The following is a 19,813-nucleotide window of genomic DNA, read 5'->3' on the forward strand; positions in this document are numbered from 1 at the left end:
ATTGCCGCCTGTCGATGTCAGGAACGTATGATCGGGAAGCCGGCATACAGAACTTTAGGAGTTTGCGATGACCGAAAAAACTGCAACGCTGGAATTTGGCGGCAAAACTCACGAACTCAAGGTGCGAAGCGGGTCCGTCGGGCCGGACGTCATCGACATCGGCGCGCTGTACTCGACGACAGGAGCCTTCACCTACGATCCAGGCTTTACCTCCACCGCAAGCTGCGATTCGGCCATCACCTATATCGACGGCGACGCCGGCATCCTGCTGCATCGCGGCTACCCGATCGACCAGCTTGCCGAACATGGCGACTTCCTGGAGGTCTGCTACCTGCTGCTGTACGGCGAACTGCCGACCAAGGCCCAGAAGGACGATTTCGACCACCGCATCACGCGCCACACCATGGTGCATGAGCAGATGTCCAAGTTCTTCACCGGCTTCCGCCGCGATGCGCATCCGATGGCGGTGATGTGCGGCGTGGTTGGCGCGCTGTCGGCGTTCTATCACGACTCGACCGATATTTCCGATCCGTACCAGCGCATGGTCGCCTCCATGCGCCTCATCGCCAAGATGCCGACCATCGCGGCAATGGCCTACAAATACCATATCGGCCAGCCCTTCGTTTACCCGAAGAACGACCTCGGCTTCGCCGCCAATTTCCTGAACATGTGTTTTGCGGTGCCATGCGAGGAATACAAGGTCAACCCGGTGCTGGCGCGCGCCATGGAGCGCATCTTCATCCTGCACGCCGATCACGAGCAGAACGCCTCGACCTCGACGGTGCGGCTCGCCGGTTCTTCGGGCGCCAATCCGTTTGCCTGTATCGCGGCGGGCATCGCCTGCCTGTGGGGACCGGCGCATGGCGGCGCCAACGAGGCGGCGCTGAACATGCTGGGCGAGATCGGCCATGTCGACCACATCCCTGAATTCATCGATCGCGCCAAGGACAAGAACGACCCGTTCCGGCTGATGGGCTTTGGCCACCGCGTCTACAAGAACTACGATCCGCGCGCCAAGATCATGCAGCAGACCGCGCATGAGGTCCTGACCGAACTCGGCATCAAGGACGACCCGATGCTCGACATCGCCATGGAACTGGAAAAGATCGCGCTGACCGACGAATATTTCATCGAGAAGAAGCTCTACCCGAACGTCGACTTCTATTCCGGCATCACGCTGAAGGCTCTGGGCTTCCCCACCACCATGTTCACCGTGCTGTTCGCGGTTGCGCGCACCGTCGGCTGGATCGCCCAGTGGAAGGAAATGATCGAGGACCCGCACCAGAAGATCGGTCGCCCGCGCCAGCTTTATACGGGCTCGCCGGAGCGCGACTACGTGCCGATCGCGAAGAGGTAGGAGATTAGGGGAATAGGGCAGTATGCAGGGAATGCACACCCTACTGCCCTACTGCCCTACTGCCCTACTGCCCTACTGCCCTACTGCCCTACTGCCCTACTGCCCTACTGCCCTACTGCTTCCAGCACCGCTTCGGCCGCCAGATCGCCTGCCGGGCGCAGCGTTGCCATGCGCCGTGCCACTTCGGCAAAGCCAGCCTTCTGCCACGCGCGCAAGCCGGTATCGGCGAACAGCGCTTCCAGCTCGCGCGCGATCACCGGCGGATGCACAAACTCGTCGTACCGTTCGGGAACGAGCGGCTTATCGGCAATGAGGTTTGGCAGCGAGCCCGACCACGCGATCAACGCTCTCCTCGCAATACTGCGCGCCAATGGATCGAGCTTGTAGCAGGAGATCATCGGAACCCCGGACAGCGCCAGTTCCAGCGATACGGTGCCCGACGCGATCAGCGCTGCGTCGGCCTGCCCGAAGGCGTGCCATTTCTGTTCCTGATCGACGGTGATTTCCGGCTGAAGCTCCCAGCCGGCAACAGCCGAGCGAACCAGTTCCGCGACATGCGGGACCGTCGGCAGCAACAGGCGAAGGCGGTGCCCGCGCGCGCGCAACAGCGAAACCGTCTCGCCGAACGGGCCGATCAGTTTGCGCACCTCGCTGCGCCGGGAACCGGGCAGGATGAGCAGCGTCTTTTCGCGATCCGCGGATAGATCGCGGGGTGCGGCTTGCGCCTCCTCTGCCGCCAGAACGCCCGGATTATGGGTCAGGCGATGCCCGACATAGGTGCCGGGAGGGCCGCCGAGGCGATCCAGTTCGGCCACCTCGAACGGCAACACGCACAAGATGCGGTCCACATAGGGCCGCATCGCCACCGCCCTGCCCGGCCGCCACGCCCAGACGCTTGGACAGACATAGTGGACGATGGGGATCGCCGGATCGGCGGCGCGCACCTTTTTGGCAACGCGCAGCGAAAAGTCGGGGCTGTCGATGGTGATGAGGCAGTCGGGTTTTTCCGCGACAATCGCCCTTGCCGTCTGGCCGATCCGGCGGATCAGCCGCGGCAGATCGCGAACCACCGCACTGAAGCCGACCAGCGCGATTTCGCCGGCGTCGAACAGCGAGACGAGGCCAAGTTCCTGCAAATGCCGCCCGCCGACCCCGACCAGCCGGATCTCGCGGCCAGTCGCCTTGCGCAAGGCGCGGACGAGGTCGGCCCCGAGAAGATCGCCGGATTCCTCGCCGGAGACGATGGCGATGGTCAGCGCGCGCTCACCGGCCATGGGAAGCGACTTTCGGCGGCAGGCCGACCACGAACAGCCCAAGCGCATTGGCGCGCGCGATCATTTCCGGCCCGTCGAGGATCAGCGAATGACCAGCCTCGACAGCGACGCCCGCCAGGCCGGCGGCATGCGCGCCATCAATGGTGTTCGGGCCGATGGAAGGCAGGTCCGCCCTCGCCTCCTGGCCGGGCTTGGCGCATTTGACCAGCACGCCGCGCGCTTTTCCAGCGATGCGGCCATGATCGCGAAGATCGCGCACCCGCGCCAGCAGGCCATCCGTTCCTTCGATGCCCTCAAGCGCGATGACGCGCCCGCCGACCGATACGGCTCCCTGCCCGATGTCCAGCGCGCCGATGGCCTCGGCGGCAGCGCGGGCGGCTTCCAGGTCGCGCTTGTCGGACGGCAGCGGTGCGGCCTTGGTGTGGCAGCCCTCGACGGCGATCAGCTCAGGCACCACCTCATGCGCGCCGACCACCTTGACGCCGCGCCGCTCGATGTAGCGCAAGATCGCCCGCAGCAGCCCGTCGTCACCCAGCGAAAGCTCGATGGCCAAACGCGGCAGCGCCGCGAGAAGGCTGGCGTTAAGCCGCACGGCCGATAGCTTCGGCCGCCGCTTGACCTCGCCGGCCAGCACCACATGGGTGACGCCATGGCGCTTCAACAGCGGCACGAGCGAACTGAAATGCTCCAGCTTTAGAAGGGCATGGTCGTTAGCGCCAAGCGGCCCGTCCGGGTCCGCCTCGCCTTCCAGCAGCACGACGAAAGGCCTGTGGCCCTGCTGTTCAAGCGCGTGCGCCACGGCTTCCGGCAACCTGCCGCCCCCCGCGACGATCCCGACCCGCGAACCGGCCTCGAACTGGACAGGCGGCGGGTTCTCAGTCCTCGTCATCGGTATCGTCAGCGGCCCCGCCCTTGAGACGCGGGACGGCGTAGTGACGGTGGCCACGATGGGTGATGAAGTCGATAATCTTCATGGCTTCGGGCGAAGCGGAGAATTCGTCCCTAGCGTGTTCGACGTTCTCGGCAACCGTGCGCGAGCGGTCGAAGATGGCGTTATAGCACCGGCGCAACAACTGGATGTCCGAGCGCTTCAGGCCGGCCCGCTTCAGCCCGATGATGTTCAGGCCGCGAAGGCTGGCGCGGTTGCCCACGGCGATGGCGTAGGGGATGACGTCGCCGACGAATGCCGAGCAGCCGGCGAGAAAGGCGTTGTCGCCGACCCGCACGAACTGGTGCACGGCGCTAAGCCCGCCGATATAGACGTTGTCGCCAATCTCGCAATGGCCGCCCAGCGTCGCGCCATTGGCGAAAGTGGCGTTGTGGCCGACAATGCAGTCATGCGCGATATGGGCATAGGCGAGGAAATTGCCATTGTCGCCAACCGTCGTCTCGCCGCGGCTGGAATCGGTGCCGAGATGCATGGTCACGCCTTCGCGGATCATGCAGTTGGAGCCGATGACCAGCGTGGTGCGGCCGCCCTTGTGCTTGGTGTTTTGCGGCGGCCCGCCCAATGTCGCCATCGGGTAGACCTTCGTGGAAGCCCCGATGGTGGTCGCGCCGAGGATCGAGACGTGGCCGATCAGCTCGACATTGTCGCCGATAACCGCGTCCGCGCTGATATGGCAGAACGGACCGATCTGCACGCATGCGCCGATCTGGGCGCCGGCCTCGACAACCGCCGACGGATGAATGACTGTCTGGATTTTCATAAGCACCCGGATTTCAATCCTTGTCCACCATCATCGCCGAAATCTCGGCCTCGGCAACCTTGCCCCCGTCTACCGTGGCTTCGCAGGCGAATTTGAGCAGGTTGCCACGCATCTTGATCTTGCGGACGCGGATTCTCAACTGGTCGCCCGGAACGACGGGCTTGCGGAATTTGGCGTTGTCGATGGTGAGGAAATAGACCAGCGACGGCCGTTCCGCACCAACGGCGCGGATGCAGATGGCACCGGCCGTCTGCGCCATCGCCTCGACGATGAGCACGCCGGGCATGACCGGCTGCTCGGGGAAATGACCGGCGAAATGCGGCTCGTTGATGGTGACGTTCTTGATGCCTACGGCCGAGTCGTCGCCGTCGACCTCGACGATGCGGTCGATCATCAGGAACGGATAGCGATGCGGCAAAAGCTTCAGCAGGCCGAGTATGTCGACAGATTCGAGCACCACGGAGCCTTCACCCATTCTGGTCACCCTTCTTGTTTCGCGCCAGCGACCGGATCAGCGACAGTTCGCGAAAGAATTCGCGCGTCGGCTGCGCCGGCAGCCCCGCCCAACGCTCGCCGGCGGGGATGTCATGCATCAGGCCCGACGACGCCGCAACCTGCGCACCGGCACCGATCGAAACGTGATCGGCAATGCCGACGCGACCGCCCAGCATCACGAAATCGCCTAATGTCACGGAACCCGACAGACCACAATGTCCGGCAATGATGCAGCCGCGCCCGATGCGCACATTGTGCCCGATCTGCACGAGATTATCGATCTTGGTGCCCTCGCCGATGACGGTGTCCGACATGGCGCCGCGATCCACCGTCGAATTCGCCCCGATCTCGACATCGTCCTGGATGACGACCCGCCCGACCTGCGGCATCCTCTCCGGCCCCTTGTCGCCCGAGACGAAACCGAAACCGTCCTGCCCGATCCGCGCGCCACCATGGACAACCACGCGATTGCCGATCAGCGCATACTGGATGCTGGCGCTAGGCCCGATATAGCCGTCGCGGCCGACCTGGCAGGATTGCCCGATAAAGGCATTCGGCGCAATGACGGTGCCGCTGCCGATGGCCACGTGCGGCCCGATGACGGCACCCGCCTCGATGATCGCGCCTAGCTCGATAACAGCGGTCGGATCGACATGGGCGTGCGGGGAAACCCCGGTCTCGGAGGTCATCGGCCCGGGCATGGCCGCGGTCGGGAAAAGCAGCCGTCCAACCAGCGCGAAAGCTTGCTGCGGCCGCGAATGAACGAGGACGGCAACGTCCACCGGGGCAATTTTTGCTGCTTCGGCGGGGCAAAGAATCGCCGCCGCCTTCAGCGCGTTCAACAGCGCGAAATTACGCTTGCCCTCGACGAAGACCAGCGCACCCGCGCCACCCTCGCTGGCGGGAGCCAGTGTATCGATCACGATCTGGGAATGGCCGGGATCGGCCAGGACGGCCCCGGTAAGATTCGCCACCTCGCCCACCGTAAGCCGGCGTGAAGGCACGAAAAACACCGGATCAGTCATTCCTGGGCAATATCCAGCTATATAGGAACATTCGCTCGCGGGCCGGCACGGTCCGCAAGCAGGGCGACCGGAAGGTCAGAAGCGGGTCGACATACCGAAGTTGAACTCCTGCACATCGTCCGTATCTCTCTTCTTGACCGGAACGGCATAATCGATGCGCAACGGACCGAAGGGCGAAGCCCACAGCAGGCCGACACCGACCGAGGCGCGCCAATCCATGCCCGTCGAGTCGGGGTTAACACCTGCAAGGTCGTTGCCATAAAGCGTTGCCGCATCGGCAAACACCGCGCCGCGCAGGCCAAGGCTTTCCGGAACGACCGGCAGCGGGAACTGCGCTTCAGCCGAGGCGTTGAAATAGGTCGTGCCGCCGAGATGGTCGCCGCTGGTATCCGACGCCACAGGCCCGAAGCCGTTGTATTCAAAGCCGCGAATCATGCGGTCGGTACCCTGGAAGTGGTCGAACACGCGCAGCCCGGTGTCGCCATAGCTCTCGACGTGGCCACCGCCGGCCGATATCAGGCCGACCAGATCCAACTGCTCCGAGAGGGTCCGGTAATAAGACGCGCGCGCAGTGACCTTCACGAACTTCGCGTCGCCGCCGACACCGGCGACTTCGGTGTTGAAGTTGGCGTAGATGCCGTCGCGCGGGTTCTTCATGTCGTCGATGGTGTTGTAGGTCAAACCGGCGCTGATCGAAGACTTGATCCAGGGATCGCGCTCCTCGCCCGTTGCCGGATCGATAATGGCGTCCCGAATAGCCGAGGAAATATCACAGGCAGCCGGATTATAGTCCACAGTACCTGGAAAGACGCAATTGTCGGCGAACTTATACTCTTCCTGCGAGATGTTGTACGCCAACTGCGTGGAGATATTGTCGGTGATCGGCAGGCCGAAGCGCACCGTGGCGCCCGTCGACTGCGAATCGTAGGTGTCGTATTCGCGCGTCGAGCGGAAAATGTCGAAGCCGGCGGCGATGCGGCGGCCGAGGAAATACGGTTCCGTGAACGAAACCGCATAGTCGCGCGAATGGCGTCCGCCGCCAGCGGACAGGCGGATGAACTGGCCGCGGCCGAGGAAGTTGCGCTCGGTGACGGAACCGGAAACCGTCGGCCCGGGCGTGTCGCCACCCGTCGAATAGCCGGCGCCGATCGAGAACTCGCCGGTCGACTTTTCGACCACATTGACAACCAGGATAACCTGGTCGGGTTCCGAACCCGGTGCCGTCGAAATATCGACGCTCGTAAAGTAATTAAGGTCTTCCAGCCGCTTCTTCGCGCGCTTGACCATGACCTGGTTGAAGGCATCGCCCTCGCTGAGATCGAATTCGCGGCGGATGACATAGTCGCGGGTGCGCGAATTGCCTCGGATTTCGATGCGCTCGATATAGGCCTTGGTGCCCTGATCGACCGTATAGACAACCGAAATGGTGTGGTTCTCGAAATTGCGGTCGCCGCGCGGCGTCACCTGCGCGAAGGCGTAGCCGGAACCGGCCACCTTCTCGGTCAGGCCGATGATGGAATCCTCGACATCCTTGGCGTTGTAAACGTCGCCGCTACGCGTCTCGACTACCGACTGCAGCGACTTGCTGTCCACTTCGGGGATGGTGCTATCGACGCTGACGTCGCCGAACGTATAGCGCGCGCCCTCGTCCACCGTGACGGTCACGGTATATTCGTTGGTCGACGGATCGAGCGCACCCACGGCGGAGACGACCTGGAAGTCGGCATAGCCGTGGTTGAAATAGAATCGGCGCAGCAGTTCCTGGTCAGCCTGCAGCTTCTGCTCGTCATAGATATCGTCGCGCAGGACGAACGACAGGACGCCCGAACGCTTGGTGCTGATGACGTCGGACAGGCGGCGGCTCGAATAGGCGTGGTTGCCGACGAAGTTGACGGCGGCAATCTTGGTGCGGTCGCCTTCGTTGATGTCGAAAACGACGTTCACGCGGTTGTCGCCCAGATCCATGATCTGCGTCGTCACCGTGGCGTCATCGCGGCCAATGTGCCGGTAGGCTGCCCTGATCGCCTCGACGTCGGCATCGACAGTGGCCTGCGAATAGGAACCACGCGGCTTCAACTGAACCGTATTGGACAGTTGCGCGTCCTTGATCTTCTTGTTGCCCTGGAACAGGACCTGATTGACGACCTGGTATTCCGCGACCTTGATCACCAGCGAGGAACCGACCTGGTTGACCTGCACGTCCGAGAACAGCCCGGTGCCGAACAGCGTCTTGACGGCCTCGTCGATATCGGCGCTGGAGAAAGCCTTGCCGGGCTTGATGCCGACATAGTTGCGGATGGTGTCCGCATCGATGCGCTGGTTGCCGCTCACCTTGACGCTGCTGACGACGGCAGCCGCAGCGGCGGCGACGGCAGCAAACTGCACGGCAATCGCGCCGGGTACTACCAGCGCGGCAGACAAAGCGACCGCGGACGCGGCGCTCTTGAACTTGGATGCTGCCTTCATCGAGCTATAAAACCTTTTTCTCGAAGTCCCCACGGCGAGAAGACCGGACGTTCGCGGTTATTTTCTCGTACCGTATTAACCGGATTTTCCCTACACGCAAGGCTTCTGGTTAATTTGTATTTACTTAGGCTCAATGCGTGGCATTCGCGTCACGCAATTGCCCCATCATGGTAAACGCGCCCTCAACGGGTTCGCTCCAGAGACGAATTTGTTCATGATTTCAGCACCCAAACAGGTCATTCCAGAAAACGAACACCATGAAGGCCAAAACCAGAAACATGCCGGCGCGATAGACCATTTCCATCGCGCGTTCCGACACCGGGCGGCGGATCACCGCCTCGATGGCGTAGAAGACGAGGTGCCCGCCATCAAGCGGTGGAATCGGCAGCAGGTTGAGGAAGCCGATGCCGACCGACAGCAGCGCGACAAGTTGCACCAGCCATTCGAAGCCAAGCTTGGCCGCCTGTCCGGCCATGCCAGCGATCTTCACCGGACCGCCCAACTGGCACTTGTCCTCGCGACCAACGGCAAAGCGCGTCAGGAATTGGCCGGTGCGCTGGATGATGTGCCCGGTCTCCTCGACCGCCGCCACCAATGCGCCGCCCGGACCGTAGGTTATCAGCCGCGGCTGGCCGAGTTCCTGATTGTTGACGACGCCGACGATCGCAACCTTGATCTTGTTGCCGAGCGCGTCTTCCTGCTCCATCAGCTGGGGCGCGGCTGAAACCGTGATTTCCCGGCCGTCGCGCAGCATGACGAAGGTGATCGTGTCGCCGCCGCGGCCCGAAACCAGGCGCTGGACATCGGCAAAGGTCTCGACCTTCGTTCCGTCGACGCTGACGAAACGGTCGCCGGGCAGGATGCCGGCCTTTTGGGCCGGGCTTCCGGCGGTCACTTCCGCCACCATCGGCTCGGCGACATAGCGGCCATAGGCGGTAAACAGCACGGTAAAGACGACGATGGTCAGCAGGAAGTTGAACAGCGGACCGGCAAAAACGGTCGCCGCGCGCTTCCACACCGGCTGTGTGTGAAAGGCGACCTTGCGCTCCGCATCGCTTAGCGCGTCGATTTCCTGCTCACCGGGCTGGCTGGATGTGACGCTCATGTCGCCAACGAACTTGACATAGCCGCCAAGCGGGATGGCGCACAGCTTCCAGCGGGTGCCGCGCCTGTCGTTGAAGCCTATGAGTTCCGGGCCGAAACCGACGGAAAACGCCTGAACGCCGATGCCGCACCAGCGGCCGACGAGATAATGGCCCATTTCATGCACGAAAACGACGACCGTCAGCACGAACAGGAACGGCACCAGCGTTCCCACAACAAGGCCCTGCGGGCTGAAAAGCGCGTGGAAAATTTCGTTCAATTCACAACCCCAATACGCCTGCGGCGCAGGCAGCACCGTGACTGTGTATCCAAAGCGGGCAAATCCGTGACCTTTTTGGCGCTATGTCCCGAACCCCGCCGGTCAAACCGGAAACAGCCCCTGCGCGGGGTGATCGGCGGAAGCCAGCATCCAGCCGATCACGTATAGGGCCAGCGCCGCCGCGACAAGGCCGTCGACGCGGTCCATGACGCCGCCATGGCCCGGAATGAGCGTGCTGGAATCCTTGGCGCCGTGCTGCCGCTTGACCCAGGATTCGAACAGGTCGCCGGCTTGCGAGACGACCGACAGAACCAGCGCCACCAGGCCCAGTGTTGCAAGATTGCCGGACCCCATGCCCAAAGCCAGCAGCAGGCCCGCGACGACGCCGCCGACCGTGCCGCCCAGCGCTCCGCTTTGCGTCTTGCCGGGCGAGATCGACGGCGCGAGCTTGGGACCGCCAACGGCGCGCCCGACGAAATAGGCGCAAATGTCAGTTGCCCACACCACCGCGAACAGGAACAGGATCGCCACCAGGCCGGAATGGTCGCCGTCGCGCAGCAAGGCCAGCGTCAGGCCGGATAGCCCGGCATAGGCGAGGCCGCCCGCTTCCCACTGCCCCGTCTTGCCCACAGCGCCGAGAACCGCGCCGACGACAACCATGGCAAGGACGAGCAACAGAAGGATATGCGCCGCAAGCCCGGCAAGCAGCGCCACCACGAAAACCGCCATCAGCGCTTCCGGCACAAGCCCAAGGCCGGTAGCCGGCTTTTGCCGCGCCATGCGCGACCATTCGTAAAAGACCGCAGCCGAAATCAGCGCGCATAAAAGCCGGAACGGCAAGCCGCCAAGCCAGGTAAAGCCAAGCACGACCGCCGCCATGACGATGGCCGAAATGATACGGAGTTGAAGATTGCTCATGAAACCGCTTCCCGAGGCGTCAAGCCGCCGAAGCGGCGATCGCGCCGGGCGAAATCGCGCAGGGCGTCCACAAGATGCTCCTCGTTGAAATCCGGCCAGAAGCACGGCAGGAACACCAGTTCGCTGTAGGCCGCTTGCCAGAGCAGGAAATTCGACAGGCGAAGCTCGCCGCTGGTGCGGATGACAAGCTCGGGATCGGGAATGTCGCCCGTGTCGAGCGAATCGGAGAACAGGTCGGCGGTGATCGCCTCGACCTCGAGTTCGCCACGCACAGCCAGTTTCGCCAGCTTTTGCGCCGCGCGCACGATCTCGTCGCGCCCGCCATAGTTGAAGGCGATGACCAGCGTCAGCGCCGCATTGCCGGCGGTCAGCGTTTCCGCTTCCTCCAGCAGCGCCTTGATGTCGGGCTGGAGGTTAGCCCTGTCGCCGATGATTCGAACGCGCACGCCCGCTTGATGCAGTTCGGCGAGGTCGCGGCGGATGAACAGTTTCAAGAGGCCCATCAGATCGCTGACCTCGGATTTGGGCCGCGACCAGTTCTCCGACGAAAACGCATAGACCGTGAGGTACGAGATGCCGAGGCCGGGGGCAGCGCGCACCGTCTTGCGCAACGCCTCGACGCCGGCGCGATGGCCGGCAAGGCGCGGCAGGCCGCGCGCCTTGGCCCAGCGTCCATTTCCGTCCATGATGATCGCGACATGCGCGGGCGTTGTCATGTTCTCGCTTTCGGGCCAGCCTGACCCTAGACCTGCATGATTTCAGTTTCCTTATCGGAAAGCAGACTGTCGATGGTGCTGATCGTATCGTCGGTCAGTTTCTGTACCTGGTCGGCCTGCTTGCGCTGATCGTCCTCGCTGATGTCGCCGTCTTTTTCGGCCTTCTTCAGCGTTTCCATGCCGTCGCGGCGCACATGACGCACGGCGACGCGGGCGTTTTCGGCATAGGTGTGGGAAATCTTGACCAGTTCCTTGCGGCGCTGCTCGTTCAGTTCCGGCAGCGGTATCCGCAGATTGGTGCCGTCGACGATGGGGTTGAAGCCCAGATTGGCCTCGCGGATGGCGCGGTCGACGGCGCCGACCATCGACTTGTCCCAGACGGACACCGAGATCATGCGCGGTTCCGGCACCGAGACGTTTGCCACCTGGTTGATGGGCATCGCCGTACCGTATGCCTGCACCTGGATCGCGTCGAGCAGATTGCTGGACGCCCTGCCCGTGCGCAGCGAGGCGATATCATGCCTGAACGCGGCGATTGCCCCGTCCATGCGCCGCTTCAGATCGTCATAATCGCTCATCTTTAACTCCTCGGCCCGTTCATCCGGGCTCCGCGTCTTTGGAAAAAAGTACCGTCAAGCGTCCGCGACAATCGTGCAGCGACCGCCACCCTTGAGGATTTCGCCGAAGCCGCCCCCTTCGTGGATGGAATAGACGATTATCGGTATGTTGTTTTCGCGCGCAAGCGCAATCGCGGCCGTATCCATGATGGACAGGCCCTTGTTGATGACTTCGGCATGCGTGATGCGCTCGAAACGGGTCGCATGCGGATCCTTCTTGGGATCGGCCGAATAGACGCCGTCCACCTGCGTGCCCTTGAACAGGGCGTCCGCGCCGATTTCCGCCGCCCGCAGCGCTGCTGCCGAATCGGTGGTGAAAAACGGATTGCCCGTGCCGCCGGCGAAGATCACAACCTTGCCCTCGTCCATATAGGCCGTGGCCTGGCGCTGCGAAAAGCTTTCGCACAGTTCCGGCATGGCGATCGCGGAAAGCACCACGGCGTCGACACCGATCTTGATGAGCGAGGTGCGCAGCGCCAGCGAATTGATGACGGTGGCCAGCATGCCCATATGGTCGCCGGTGACGCGGTCGCCGCCCTTGGACGCCACGGCCACGCCGCGAAAAATGTTGCCGCCGCCGATGACTACGCCGACCTCGACGCCGAGCGCACGCGCCTCGGCTATATCAGACGCGATGCGGTCGACCACCGAAACGTCGATGCCGAAATGCTGCTCGCCCATCAGCGCCTCGCCCGACGCCTTCAGCAACACACGTCGGTAAAGCGGCTTGGGCGTCATTGGTCCCTCATTATTCTGGCGAGTGCAGGCTCTGGCGAGTGTGGTTTGCGGATGGCTCGCCTTGCGGCCTGCCTGCTCCGGATGCTTGGGCCTGCGATACACGAAGGGCGCCGCGATGTCACGCGGCGCCCTTCGTTTCATTGGTAGCGCAAATGCCGTGAAGCGTTTGAAGCGCCGTTACTTTTTGACGGTTGCCGCGACTTCCGCTGCAAAGTCCGTCACTTCCTTCTCGATGCCTTCGCCAAGGGCGAATCGCAGATAGGCGGTGATTTTCGCCGGTGCGCCGATTTCCTTTTCGGCTTCCTTCAGCGCCTGCTCGACCGTGATATCGGGATTGATCACGAAAGCCTGCTTCAGCAAAACGACTTCCTCGTAGAACTTGCGCAAGCGGCCTTCGACCATCTTTTCGATGATGTTCTCGGGCTTGCCGGAAGCGCGCGCCTGATCGGAGAAGATCGCCTTCTCGCGCTCGACGGCGGCCGGGTCCAGCTCGTCGGTCGAAAGCGCCAGCGGGTTGATCGCGGCGATGTGCATGGCCACCTGGCGGGCAAAGGCGTTGGCCTTGTGCGCGTCGCCGGTCGTCTCGATGGCGACCAGCACGCCAAGCTTGCCGAGATTGTCGGCAACGGCGTTATGCACGTAGGTCGCAACAACGCCGTGCTCGACGGTCAGCTTGGCCGAGCGGCGGAAGCCGAGGTTTTCGCCGATGGTGCCGACGGCATCCTTGATGGTGTCGGTGACCGACTTGTCGGAACCCGGATATTTAGCCGCTGCAACCGCCTCGGTTGCGCCATAGGCCAGCGCCACCTTGGCGACATTGGCGACGAGTTCCTGGAAGGCGCCGTTGCGGGCAACGAAGTCCGTCTCGGAATTGACCTCGACGATCGACGCCTCGCGAACGCCGGCATCGACGCCGATCAGACCTTCGGCGGCGGTGCGGCCAGCCTTCTTATCGGCCTTGGAGATGCCCTTCTTGCGCAGCCAGTCGACGGCCTCCTCCATGTTGCCGCCGGTTTCGGCAAGCGCTGTCTTGCAGTCCATCATGCCGGCGCCGGTCAGGTCGCGCAGTTCTTTGACCTGTGCTGCTGAAATGCTCATTTTTTGCCTCTTTGTTCAAAACGGGAATGCGCACCACCGAAAAATCGGCGATGCGCGATACCGGACGCTTAGCGCGTCACAATGTAGGAAATGCGAAGGCCGGTTGGCCTTGGCAATCAGGCCTGCGGGGCTTCGCCCGCCGGAGCCTCGTTGGCAGCAGGCGCCTCGTTGGCAGCAGGCGCCTCGTTGGCAGCAGGTGCCTCGTCGGCAGCGGGTGCCGGTTCGAGCGCGGGCTCGACCGGAGCCTCAGCCGAAGCGCCGATGTCGACGCCGAGCGCGCCCTGCTGGCGGGCGATACCGTCGATGGCAGCCTTGGCGACCAGGTCGCAATAAAGCTGGATGGCGCGGGCCGCGTCGTCGTTGCCGGGGATCGGGAAGTCGATCTTGTCTGGATCGCAGTTCGAATCGATGATGGCGACGACCGGGATACCGAGGCGCTTGGCTTCGAGGATGGCGATCGCTTCCTTGTTGGTGTCGATCACGAACATCAGGTCGGGCGTCGAGCCCATGTCCTTGATACCGCCGAGCGCCTTGTCAAGCTTCTCGCGCTCGCGGTCGAGGTTCAGGCGCTCTTTCTTGGTCAGGCCTTGAGCCTCGCCGGCCAACATCTCGTCAAGCTTGCGCAGGCGCTGGATCGAGTTCGAAATCGTCTTCCAGTTGGTCAGCATGCCGCCGAGCCAACGCGAGTTGACGTAATACTGGGCCGAACGCTGCGCTGCATCGGCAACGATGTCGGATGCCTGGCGCTTGGTGCCGACGAACAGCACGCGGCCGCCACGGGCAACGGTGTCGGAAACCTGCTTGAGAGCCTGGTGCAGCAGCGGAACCGTCTGCGACAGGTCGATGATGTGGATGTTGTTGCGCGCGCCATAGATGTAGGGCGCCATCTTCGGGTTCCAGCGGTGGGTCTGGTGGCCGAAGTGAATGCCAGCTTCCAAAAGCTGGCGCATGCTGAAATCAGGCAGAGCCATTCTTATAGGTCCTTTCCGGTTAGCCTCCACGGACACAGGCGAAAGGAAGGATTTCCTTATCGCCACCGGAGGTTTTTGCCGGATTTCTCCCGGCAAACACCAAAGTCCGTGTGTGGAATGAGCGCGCCTATAACGGCTAAGCGCGCCAAACGCAAGCGGTGAGCCGGCCTGCCGTCAAACCGAGCGCATCAGGCCGCCATCGACGCGGATGTTCTGGCCGGTGATGTAGCCGGCTCCTTCCGACGCCAGGAAGGCGATGGTGGCGGCAATCTCCTCGGTGGTGCCGTAGCGCTGCATCGGCACGGCCTCGCGGCGCTCCTCGGTGCCGGGAAGGCTGTCGATCCAGCCGGGCAGCACGTTGTTCATGCGCACATTGTCGGCGGCATAGGCGTCCGCGAACAGTTTGGTGTAGGAGGCAAGGCCCGCCCGGAACACGGCGGAAGTTGGAAACATCGACGAAGGCTCGAAAGTCCAGGCGGTCGAGATGTTGACGATCGAGCCGGATTTCTGCTTCTGCATGATCGGGGTGACGAGGCGAACCGGGCGCACCACGTTCATGAAATAGGTGTCCATGCCCTTGTGCCAGTCTTCGTCGCTGATCTCGAGCAATTGCGCCCTCGGCCCATGGCCGGCGCTGTTGACCAGCACGTCGATGCGGCCCCATGTCGACATCGTCAGGTCAACCAGCCGCTTGAGGTCGTCATTCGACTGGTTGGAGCCGGTGACGCCGACGCCGCCCAGTTCCCTGGCAAGCGCCTCGCCCTTGCCGGAGGAAGACAAGATAGCGACCTGAAAACCGTCCGCTGCAAGTTTTCGGGCAGCCCCCGCTCCCATGCCGGAACCGCCGGCGGTGACAACGGCAACTTTCTGTGCGGCCATGATCGTTCCTCTCAAATCTGATTTTTGCCCGTTACGAGCAATCCCGGCACCCATACCATCGTAACCGGCGTCGACGAAACAGCCGGGCCATTGGGCCAGGAAAAGCCCTTGTCGCAATCAGCGCGGAACCTTGCCGTTCCTTACCCTTACCCGCCGGAATACCGCGACGATCTCGTCGCGGCTGCATTCGACCGCGCCAAGGCGCACGGCGCGGTCGCGCTCGAGGCCGGTAATGTCATAGTGCGGTGCCGACGTTTTTGGTGGTCCCTGATAGGAAGAACGCTTTATGGCAAGCTGAGCTGCAAAGCGGTGCAGTTCTTCCGTGTCGTCGGCCAGCAGATGGCACCACAGCTTGTCGGCCCATTTCCAGATCGCGGCATCGACATAGACAGCCATCGGCTGACTATTGAGGCGCGCAGGTCTTTTGCGGCGCGGTGTCGAACAGGGCCAGGTTGACCAGCTTGCCGGTCATCGAAAAATCGCCGTAGTCCATCACCAGATCGCGCGTCAGCCCGTTTTCGTGCAGCTTGAAGCTGATCCGGTAGGCCGGCGTTTCCTCGCCGCTTTCCTTGTCGGAAAGGTCGAAATAGGCGATGTCGACCGGCCAGTACTTGTCCTTGCCAAGCCGGGCCAGCGCCGGCAACTCAGGATCGCCCTTTGCGGCCTGCGTCTTCTTGCCGACGACGACCGTGGTGGTCATCACCTTGTTGGCATTCTCGGAACCGTCGAACAGGCTCGTTTCGTAGAACTTCTCGCCTTTTTCGGCCTTTTCGATCAGTTCGACCAGATGCTGGGTCGGAAACTGCGTGGCGGCAAGTTGCACGACAGCCTTCTGCGGCTTTTCGATATCGACCTCGACGCCCTTGGCGTCCTTTGTGGCCGTGCCCTTCACTTCCTTGTCGAGTTGCTGGTCGGAGAAGGATTTGGTGAGGAAGGAAAACGTCTTGCCCTTCGCGTCCTCATAGGTCGTGGTCTGCTGGTCGGTCAGCCTCGTGGTTTCGCTGGTGGCGATCTGCGTGACGAAGCGGAAATTGACCGTGTAACCCTCGCAAGGCGAGCCGTTGAACTCATAGACCATGCGCCCGGTGATGCCTGTGATGCCGGAGCGGTCGGAGGCCTTGGCCAGCGAAAGATCGTAGACGGCGCGGTGCGCCTGAAGCACCGGCACCGCGAAGGCCGGAACCGCCGCCGAGGTGGCGGCCATCAAGACGGCGTAGAATGCAAGGCGCTTTGCGCGCATGGACAGGCTCCGACAAAGGACGGCTAATGGCAGCCGTCGGGGAAAGATGGTCCAGCTAGAAAAAAGTCGTGGCGGAAGCGAGGCAAAAATAGCACTTTCGCCCCAGCCGACGCGGCACCATCCAGCAATAGGGAAATAAAATGAGCGAAACAATCGAAAAGCGGCTGAGCGATCTTGGCATCACGCTTCCGGTGGCGGCGGCGCCTGCCGCCAACTACGTGCCTTACGTCAGGACCGGCAATCTGTTGTTTCCCTCCGGCCAGTTGCCGATCAAGGACGGCAAGCTTGCCTTCACCGGCCTGCTCGGCCGCGATGTCGATACGGCGACCGGCCAGGAAGCGGCCCGATATTGCGCGATCAACGTGCTCGCCCAGGCCAAGGCGGCACTCGGCGATCTCGAAAAAATTCGCCGACTGGTGCGCATCACCGTGTTTGTCGCATCGATGCCGGACTTTACCGAACAGCATCTGGTCGGCAACGGCGCTTCCGACCTGTTCGCGGAAGTGCTGGGCGAGCGCGGCAAGCATGCGCGCGTCGCCGTCGGCATGGCCGCGCTGCCGCTCAATGCGGCGGTCGAGGTCGAATCCATCTTCGAAGTCGAGTGAGAAAGCCGGCACATGAACGACCTTTCCTGGCTGATCGCCCGGCCTGTCGCCCATCGCGGCTTTCACGACATGAACAAAACGCGGTGGGAAAACACCCTGTCGGCTCAAGACGCGGCCATCGAGCGCAACTACGCCATCGAATGCGACGTGCATCTTTCGTCGGACGGGGTGCCGGTCGTCATCCATGACGACAACCTCAAGCGGTTGACCGGCGAGGACGGCTTCGTGTGGCAGCGCACGGCGGCCGAACTTGGCGCGATGCGCATCGGCGGCACCGCCGATCATGTGCCGACTCTGGAGGAAATGCTGAAGCACGTCGCCGGTCGCGTGCCGATCGTCGTCGAGGTCAAGGGTACGCCGGGCCGGGACGAGGGGCTGGTGGCGCGCGTCGGCCGGCAGCTTGCCCGCTACAAGGGCAAGGCCGCGATCATGTCGTTCGATCATTGGCTGATCCGCGATTTCGCCAAGGACGCACCCGGCATTCCCGGCGGGTTGACCGCCTATGGCCGCGACAACAATCTGATCGAGGCGCATTTTTCGATGCTGGCGCATGACATCGCCTTCACCTCCTATGCCGCCGGCGACCTGCCGAACCCGTTCGTCAGTTTTGTGCGCGAGAAGCTGAAAATGCCGGTCATCACCTGGACCGTGCATGACCAGCCGGCGGTCAACCTGACCTTCAAATATGCCGACCAGATGACATTCGAGGGTTTCGAGCCGGACGGGGTGCGCATTGCCTGATGCGTTCTCCCGGCAGGCTTGCATGGACCCGCTGAAAACCTAAATATTGCCCATGGATCATCCAAGCCAAGCGGAGGAAGCAGCATCGGCGCAATACGCCGTGCGCGTGGCTTCGGGCATCGGTGCCTTCACCCGGCAGGAATGGGACAGCCTTTCCGGCACCACACGCACCGATTCAGAAAACGGCTACAACCCTTTTATATCTCACGCTTTTCTAAGCTCTTTGGAAGATTCCGGCTGCGCCTTGCGAAGCACCGGCTGGCAGGGCCACCATTTGCGGCTGGAAACGCCGGACGGCCGCTTGCTGGGTGCGGTACCCTGTTACGTGAAGTCGCACAGCCAGGGCGAATATGTGTTCGATCAAGGCTGGGCCGACGCCTTCGAGCGCGCCGGCGGCAGTTACTATCCCAAGCTGCAATGTTCGGTCCCCTTCACGCCAGCCGCCGGTCCTCGCCTGCTTGTCACCAAGGGCGAGAATGTCGATGCGGTGAAGGCAGCGCTTGGCTCCGGCCTGAAACTGGTGACGGACAAGCTTGGCGTTTCTTCCGCCCATGTCACCTTCCTGCCGGAAGAGGACGCCGTCATGCTGGAGACGGCAGGCTATCTCCACCGCACCGACCAGCAGTTCCATTTCTTCAACGAGGGGTTTTTGTCCTATGACGATTTCCTCGCCACGCTCGCCTCGCGCAAACGCAAGGCTCTCAAGAAGGAGCGGCGCGAGGCGCTGGCCGGCGGTATTTCCATCGACCGGCTGACCGGCAAGGATATTACCGAACGCGTCTGGGACGACTTTTACGCCTTCTACATGGATACCGGCAGCCGCAAATGGGGCCGGCCCTACCTCAACCGCGAATTTTTCTCGCTGATCGGCGAGCGCATGGCCGACGATGTTTTGCTGGTGATGGCAAAGCGCGACGGGCGCTATATTGCCGGTGCGATTAATTTCATCGGTTCCGACACGCTGTTCGGGCGCAACTGGGGCTGCATCGAGGACCATCCCTTCCTGCATTTCGAGGTCTGCTACCATCAGGCCATCGACTTCGCCATCGAGCGCAAGCTGAAGGTGGTCGAGGCCGGCGCGCAGGGCGAGCACAAGCTGGCGCGCGGCTACCGCCCCGTCACCACGCACTCAGCGCACTATATCGCGCATCCGGGCCTGCGCAGCGCCATTGCCGATTACCTCAAGCGCGAACGCCGCGAGGTCGCGCGCATGAGCGACTATCTGGATGAGCACACGCCGTTTCGCAAGGAAGATCCGGCGCTCAATGGGCTACCGTCTTCGAAAACAGATTGATGATGACGACGCCGGCCATGATGAAGCCCATGCCGACCAGCGCCGGCATGTCGAGCGCCTGGCGAAACCATACCCAGCCGATCGCGGTGACCAGGACGATCCCCACCCCTGACCACAAGGCATAGACGATGCCGACCGGCATGGTTCGCAGGGGCAGCGACAGGAAATAGAACGCCAGCGCATAGCCCGCCACCGCGACCAGCGATGGCAGCAGGTTGGTGAAGCCGTTGGTCAGTTTCAGCGCCGATGTCGCCACGACCTCGAACATGATCGCGATGATGAGATAGAAAACATTCCAGGTCATGCA

The 19,813-nt window shown here is 62.7% G+C and carries 21 protein-coding genes; 4 read left to right on the top strand and 17 right to left on the bottom strand.

Annotation, left to right across the window (positions count from 1 at the left end; translation table 11 throughout):
- Positions 1 to 67: 67 nt before the first annotated feature.
- On the top strand, positions 68 to 1,357 hold the full coding sequence (gene gltA / locus ACX3P0_RS04420; protein ID WP_459078684.1) for a citrate synthase: 1,290 nt from the start codon (positions 68 to 70) through the stop codon (positions 1,355 to 1,357).
- Between the two features lie 104 nt (positions 1,358 to 1,461).
- Here gltA and lpxB read toward each other — a convergent pair whose 3' ends face one another.
- The 16 genes from lpxB to ACX3P0_RS04500 form a co-directional block, all read right to left on the bottom strand.
- Complete coding sequence (gene lpxB, locus ACX3P0_RS04425; protein WP_459086799.1) at positions 1,462 to 2,631, bottom strand: lipid-A-disaccharide synthase; 1,170 nt, start codon at positions 2,629 to 2,631, stop codon at positions 1,462 to 1,464.
- The gene (locus ACX3P0_RS04430; RefSeq protein WP_459086800.1) at positions 2,621 to 3,520 is read right to left on the bottom strand and encodes an LpxI family protein; all 900 of its coding nucleotides are present in this window, start codon (positions 3,518 to 3,520) and stop codon (positions 2,621 to 2,623) included. Before ACX3P0_RS04430 ends, lpxB begins: the two co-directional genes overlap by 11 nt.
- Complete coding sequence (lpxA, locus tag ACX3P0_RS04435) at positions 3,507 to 4,340, bottom strand: acyl-ACP--UDP-N-acetylglucosamine O-acyltransferase (RefSeq protein ID WP_459086802.1); 834 nt, start codon at positions 4,338 to 4,340, stop codon at positions 3,507 to 3,509. Before lpxA ends, ACX3P0_RS04430 begins: the two co-directional genes overlap by 14 nt.
- Before the next feature lie 13 nt (positions 4,341 to 4,353).
- The gene (fabZ, locus tag ACX3P0_RS04440; RefSeq protein WP_459086804.1) at positions 4,354 to 4,815 is read right to left on the bottom strand and encodes a 3-hydroxyacyl-ACP dehydratase FabZ; all 462 of its coding nucleotides are present in this window, start codon (positions 4,813 to 4,815) and stop codon (positions 4,354 to 4,356) included.
- Positions 4,808 to 5,860 carry a UDP-3-O-(3-hydroxymyristoyl)glucosamine N-acyltransferase gene (gene lpxD, locus ACX3P0_RS04445; RefSeq protein ID WP_459078679.1) on the bottom strand — a complete coding sequence of 351 codons (1,053 nt, stop codon included), beginning with the start codon at positions 5,858 to 5,860 and terminating at the stop codon, positions 4,808 to 4,810. The genes fabZ and lpxD overlap by 8 nt, the downstream gene beginning before the upstream one ends.
- Before the next feature lie 75 nt (positions 5,861 to 5,935).
- Entirely contained in the window at positions 5,936 to 8,326 is a 2,391-nt protein-coding gene (gene bamA / locus ACX3P0_RS04450; protein WP_459078678.1) for an outer membrane protein assembly factor BamA, read from the bottom strand.
- Between the two features lie 220 nt (positions 8,327 to 8,546).
- Positions 8,547 to 9,689 (bottom strand): RIP metalloprotease RseP, encoded by a 1,143-nt coding sequence (gene rseP / locus ACX3P0_RS04455; RefSeq protein WP_459086805.1) that lies wholly within the window; start codon positions 9,687 to 9,689, stop codon positions 8,547 to 8,549.
- Between the two features lie 102 nt (positions 9,690 to 9,791).
- Positions 9,792 to 10,607 (bottom strand): phosphatidate cytidylyltransferase, encoded by an 816-nt coding sequence (locus ACX3P0_RS04460; protein ID WP_459086807.1) that lies wholly within the window; start codon positions 10,605 to 10,607, stop codon positions 9,792 to 9,794.
- Positions 10,604 to 11,323 carry an isoprenyl transferase gene (locus ACX3P0_RS04465; RefSeq protein ID WP_459078675.1) on the bottom strand — a complete coding sequence of 240 codons (720 nt, stop codon included), beginning with the start codon at positions 11,321 to 11,323 and terminating at the stop codon, positions 10,604 to 10,606. Before ACX3P0_RS04465 ends, ACX3P0_RS04460 begins: the two co-directional genes overlap by 4 nt.
- A gap of 26 nt (positions 11,324 to 11,349) precedes the next feature.
- Positions 11,350 to 11,901 carry a ribosome recycling factor gene (gene frr, locus ACX3P0_RS04470; protein WP_459086808.1) on the bottom strand — a complete coding sequence of 184 codons (552 nt, stop codon included), beginning with the start codon at positions 11,899 to 11,901 and terminating at the stop codon, positions 11,350 to 11,352.
- Positions 11,902 to 11,955: 54 nt separating this feature from the next.
- The gene (gene pyrH, locus ACX3P0_RS04475; protein WP_459086810.1) at positions 11,956 to 12,678 is read right to left on the bottom strand and encodes a UMP kinase; all 723 of its coding nucleotides are present in this window, start codon (positions 12,676 to 12,678) and stop codon (positions 11,956 to 11,958) included.
- Positions 12,679 to 12,855: 177 nt separating this feature from the next.
- Entirely contained in the window at positions 12,856 to 13,776 is a 921-nt protein-coding gene (gene tsf, locus ACX3P0_RS04480; RefSeq protein WP_459078672.1) for a translation elongation factor Ts, read from the bottom strand.
- A 116-nt stretch (positions 13,777 to 13,892) separates the two neighbouring features.
- The gene (gene rpsB / locus ACX3P0_RS04485) at positions 13,893 to 14,747 is read right to left on the bottom strand and encodes a 30S ribosomal protein S2 (protein ID WP_459086812.1); all 855 of its coding nucleotides are present in this window, start codon (positions 14,745 to 14,747) and stop codon (positions 13,893 to 13,895) included.
- A gap of 174 nt (positions 14,748 to 14,921) precedes the next feature.
- Positions 14,922 to 15,626 carry an SDR family oxidoreductase gene (locus ACX3P0_RS04490; protein ID WP_459086814.1) on the bottom strand — a complete coding sequence of 235 codons (705 nt, stop codon included), beginning with the start codon at positions 15,624 to 15,626 and terminating at the stop codon, positions 14,922 to 14,924.
- A 117-nt stretch (positions 15,627 to 15,743) separates the two neighbouring features.
- Positions 15,744 to 16,022, bottom strand: coding sequence for a DUF4031 domain-containing protein (locus tag ACX3P0_RS04495; RefSeq protein ID WP_459086816.1), 279 nt, complete (start codon positions 16,020 to 16,022; stop codon positions 15,744 to 15,746).
- 7 nt (positions 16,023 to 16,029) lie between these two features.
- Positions 16,030 to 16,866: a cell envelope integrity EipB family protein gene (locus tag ACX3P0_RS04500; RefSeq protein WP_459086818.1), complete on the bottom strand. Its 837-nt coding sequence runs from the start codon at positions 16,864 to 16,866 to the stop codon at positions 16,030 to 16,032.
- A gap of 140 nt (positions 16,867 to 17,006) precedes the next feature.
- Between ACX3P0_RS04500 and ACX3P0_RS04505 the strand changes: the two genes are divergently transcribed.
- Genes ACX3P0_RS04505 through ACX3P0_RS04515 form a run of 3 tightly spaced genes read left to right on the top strand, consistent with a single transcriptional unit; the run spans position 17,007 to position 19,506 of the window.
- Positions 17,007 to 17,471, top strand: a complete 465-nt coding sequence (locus ACX3P0_RS04505; RefSeq protein ID WP_459078667.1) for a RidA family protein — start codon at positions 17,007 to 17,009, stop codon at positions 17,469 to 17,471.
- Positions 17,472 to 17,483: 12 nt separating this feature from the next.
- The gene (locus tag ACX3P0_RS04510) at positions 17,484 to 18,212 is read left to right on the top strand and encodes a glycerophosphodiester phosphodiesterase (RefSeq protein WP_459086820.1); all 729 of its coding nucleotides are present in this window, start codon (positions 17,484 to 17,486) and stop codon (positions 18,210 to 18,212) included.
- A gap of 52 nt (positions 18,213 to 18,264) precedes the next feature.
- On the top strand, positions 18,265 to 19,506 hold the full coding sequence (locus ACX3P0_RS04515) for a GNAT family N-acetyltransferase (RefSeq protein ID WP_459086822.1): 1,242 nt from the start codon (positions 18,265 to 18,267) through the stop codon (positions 19,504 to 19,506).
- On the opposite strand, the gene ACX3P0_RS04520 is transcribed toward ACX3P0_RS04515, so the two are convergent.
- The gene (locus ACX3P0_RS04520) at positions 19,475 to 19,810 is read right to left on the bottom strand and encodes a DMT family transporter (RefSeq protein WP_459086823.1); all 336 of its coding nucleotides are present in this window, start codon (positions 19,808 to 19,810) and stop codon (positions 19,475 to 19,477) included. The genes ACX3P0_RS04515 and ACX3P0_RS04520 overlap by 32 nt on opposite strands.
- Positions 19,811 to 19,813 lie beyond the last annotated feature (3 nt).

It is taken from the genome of Mesorhizobium sp. A556, from assembly GCF_054489545.1.

What these genes read in the sequence shown, in the direction of transcription:
- gltA (WP_459078684.1), top strand. Translation starts at nt 68, where the DNA reads ATGACCGAAAAAACTGCAACGCTGGAATTTGGCGGCAAAACTCACGAA.
- lpxB (WP_459086799.1), bottom strand. Translation starts at nt 2,631, where the DNA reads ATGGCCGGTGAGCGCGCGCTGACCATCGCCATCGTCTCCGGCGAGGAA.
- ACX3P0_RS04430 (WP_459086800.1), bottom strand. Translation starts at nt 3,520, where the DNA reads ATGACGAGGACTGAGAACCCGCCGCCTGTCCAGTTCGAGGCCGGTTCG.
- lpxA (WP_459086802.1), bottom strand. Translation starts at nt 4,340, where the DNA reads ATGAAAATCCAGACAGTCATTCATCCGTCGGCGGTTGTCGAGGCCGGC.
- fabZ (WP_459086804.1), bottom strand. Translation starts at nt 4,815, where the DNA reads ATGGGTGAAGGCTCCGTGGTGCTCGAATCTGTCGACATACTCGGCCTG.
- lpxD (WP_459078679.1), bottom strand. Translation starts at nt 5,860, where the DNA reads ATGACTGATCCGGTGTTTTTCGTGCCTTCACGCCGGCTTACGGTGGGC.
- bamA (WP_459078678.1), bottom strand. Translation starts at nt 8,326, where the DNA reads ATGAAGGCAGCATCCAAGTTCAAGAGCGCCGCGTCCGCGGTCGCTTTG.
- ACX3P0_RS04460 (WP_459086807.1), bottom strand. Translation starts at nt 10,607, where the DNA reads ATGAGCAATCTTCAACTCCGTATCATTTCGGCCATCGTCATGGCGGCG.
- ACX3P0_RS04465 (WP_459078675.1), bottom strand. Translation starts at nt 11,323, where the DNA reads ATGACAACGCCCGCGCATGTCGCGATCATCATGGACGGAAATGGACGC.
- frr (WP_459086808.1), bottom strand. Translation starts at nt 11,901, where the DNA reads ATGAGCGATTATGACGATCTGAAGCGGCGCATGGACGGGGCAATCGCC.
- pyrH (WP_459086810.1), bottom strand. Translation starts at nt 12,678, where the DNA reads ATGACGCCCAAGCCGCTTTACCGACGTGTGTTGCTGAAGGCGTCGGGC.
- tsf (WP_459078672.1), bottom strand. Translation starts at nt 13,776, where the DNA reads ATGAGCATTTCAGCAGCACAGGTCAAAGAACTGCGCGACCTGACCGGC.
- rpsB (WP_459086812.1), bottom strand. Translation starts at nt 14,747, where the DNA reads ATGGCTCTGCCTGATTTCAGCATGCGCCAGCTTTTGGAAGCTGGCATT.
- ACX3P0_RS04490 (WP_459086814.1), bottom strand. Translation starts at nt 15,626, where the DNA reads ATGGCCGCACAGAAAGTTGCCGTTGTCACCGCCGGCGGTTCCGGCATG.
- ACX3P0_RS04495 (WP_459086816.1), bottom strand. Translation starts at nt 16,022, where the DNA reads ATGGCTGTCTATGTCGATGCCGCGATCTGGAAATGGGCCGACAAGCTG.
- ACX3P0_RS04500 (WP_459086818.1), bottom strand. Translation starts at nt 16,866, where the DNA reads ATGCGCGCAAAGCGCCTTGCATTCTACGCCGTCTTGATGGCCGCCACC.
- ACX3P0_RS04505 (WP_459078667.1), top strand. Translation starts at nt 17,007, where the DNA reads ATGAGCGAAACAATCGAAAAGCGGCTGAGCGATCTTGGCATCACGCTT.
- ACX3P0_RS04510 (WP_459086820.1), top strand. Translation starts at nt 17,484, where the DNA reads ATGAACGACCTTTCCTGGCTGATCGCCCGGCCTGTCGCCCATCGCGGC.
- ACX3P0_RS04515 (WP_459086822.1), top strand. Translation starts at nt 18,265, where the DNA reads ATGGATCATCCAAGCCAAGCGGAGGAAGCAGCATCGGCGCAATACGCC.
- ACX3P0_RS04520 (WP_459086823.1), bottom strand. Translation starts at nt 19,810, where the DNA reads ATGACCTGGAATGTTTTCTATCTCATCATCGCGATCATGTTCGAGGTC.